The following is a 1856-nucleotide window of genomic DNA, read 5'->3' on the forward strand; positions in this document are numbered from 1 at the left end:
CCGGTGCCCGCCGCCGCGGCACGAAGCGCCGCTCCCGCGGGGCGAGGGCCACGAACCCCGCCGCCGCGAGCACCGCCAGCATCACCACCGCGGTCATCCCCGCCCGCCAGCCGAGCACATCGGCGACCGGGGTGGCCAGCACCCGGCCGGACAGGCCGCCCAGCGTCGTCCCCGCCACGAACCAGCCCGCCGCGACCGCGCGCGAGCGCGCATCGACCTCCTCGGAGAGATACGCCATGGCCAGGGCCGGCACCCCGCCGAGCGCCATCCCCTCCAGCAGGCGCAGCACGAGCAGCAGCGGGAAGCTCGGCGACCAGGCCGCCGCCAAGGCCAGCCCCGTCGCCGCGATCACGGCGAGGATCATGGCGGGACGCCGGCCGAGGCGATCGCCGACGAAGGACCACGGCATCACCGCCAGCGCCAGCCCGGCGGTCGCGGCGGAGACCGTCAGCGCCGCCTGCTCCGGCCCGATGCCGAGATCGGCGGAGATCAGCTGCAGGATCCCCTGCGGGGAGTACAGCTGGGCGAAGCAGGCGATGCCCGCGGAGACCAGCGCCAGCTGCATCCGTCGGTAGGCGGGGGAGCCGAGCGCATGGCCCGGGATCGGGTCGATCCCGCTCATCCCTCGCACCGCGCTCGCCTCATGGCCTCCACTGTAGGCACGGCCCGACAGGAGCCGCCGGTGGGACCGTAGACTCGGGCCATCATGCGTCTGATCTTCGCCGGCACCCCCGAGGCCGCCCTCCCCTCCCTGCGCACCCTGCTCGACTCCCGCCACGAGGTGGTCGGCGTGCTCACCCGCGCCGACGCCCCCTCCGGCCGCGGGCGCAGGCTCACCCCGTCCCCGGTGAAGTCCCTCGCCCTCGAGGCCGGGGTGCCGGTGCTCACCCCCGCCACGCTGCGGGACGAGGAGGTGCAGCAGCAGCTGCGCGATCTCGCCCCGGACGCCGCGCCCGTGGTCGCCTACGGCAACCTCGTACCGCCCGCGGCGCTCGAGATCCCCCGCCACGGCTGGGTGAACCTCCACTTCTCCCTCCTGCCCGAGCTGCGGGGCGCCGCTCCCGCCCAGCGGGCCGTGCTCGCCGGCCGCCGCGAGACCGGGATGAGCGTGTTCCGCCTCGAGAAGGGTCTGGACACCGGCGACGTGATCGCCGCCGTCCCCACCGCCATCGGCGAGTTCGAGACCTCCGGCGAGCTGCTCGAGAGGATGGCCGACGACGGCGCCGCGCTGCTGCTCGCGGCCCTCGACGCGCTCGAGGACGGCACCGCGACCCTCACCCCGCAGGACCACGCGGCCGCGACCCACGCCGCGAAGCTCACCACCGCCGAGGCCCGGATCGACTGGACCCGTCCGGCGGACGAGGTCTCCGCGCACATCCGCGGCATGAGCCCGCAGCCCGGCGCGTGGACGCTCCTGGACGGCGCCCGCACCAAGATCCTCGGCCTCGAGGCCGTCGAGGAGGCCTCGCGCGCGAGCGCTCCGTCGGCCCCCGGCGCGCTCGCGGCCACCAAGCGACAGGTGCTCGTGGGCACCGGCACCGACCCGCTCGCCATCGCGACCCTCGCCCCGGCGGGGAAGCGCCCGATGCGCGCGGCGGACTGGGCACGCGGGGCGGGGCTCGGCCCCGACGCCCGCTTCGAGGACGACCAGCAGGACGGAGCACGCGTATGAGCGAGGACCGACGCGGCGGGCGCAGCCACGACGACAGCCGGCGAGGCCGGGACGACCGGGGTGGTCGACGGGACGATCGCGGCGACCGGCGCGATGACCGGGGTGGTCGGCGGGACGACCGTCGTGACCGGCCCCGCGACGCGCAGGGCCGCGAGCGCTCCGGCTCGCGCGGCCAGGGCGGCCC

Annotated in this window: 3 protein-coding genes; 2 read left to right on the plus strand and 1 reads right to left on the minus strand. The window is 76.8% G+C overall.

Annotated features, from left to right (window positions below; translation table 11 throughout):
- The coding region (locus tag HMPREF3159_RS00095) for an MFS transporter (protein WP_141747997.1) at nt 1-622 on the minus strand (622 nt) is incomplete at its 3' end.
- A gap of 84 nt (nt 623-706) precedes the next feature.
- Here HMPREF3159_RS00095 and fmt point away from each other — a divergent pair.
- Together fmt and HMPREF3159_RS17605 are read left to right on the plus strand one after the other, a co-directional pair.
- Complete coding sequence (gene fmt / locus HMPREF3159_RS00100; RefSeq protein ID WP_070498997.1) at nt 707-1672, plus strand: methionyl-tRNA formyltransferase; 966 nt, start codon at nt 707-709, stop codon at nt 1670-1672.
- Nucleotides 1669-1856, plus strand: a 188-nt coding sequence (locus HMPREF3159_RS17605) for a hypothetical protein (RefSeq protein WP_210388804.1), incomplete at its 3' end; no start/stop codon positions are given. The genes fmt and HMPREF3159_RS17605, both read left to right, overlap by 4 nt.

The sequence above is a fragment of the Brachybacterium sp. HMSC06H03 genome (assembly GCF_001807385.1).
Taxonomy (GTDB): Bacteria; Actinomycetota; Actinomycetes; order Actinomycetales; family Dermabacteraceae; genus Brachybacterium; species Brachybacterium conglomeratum.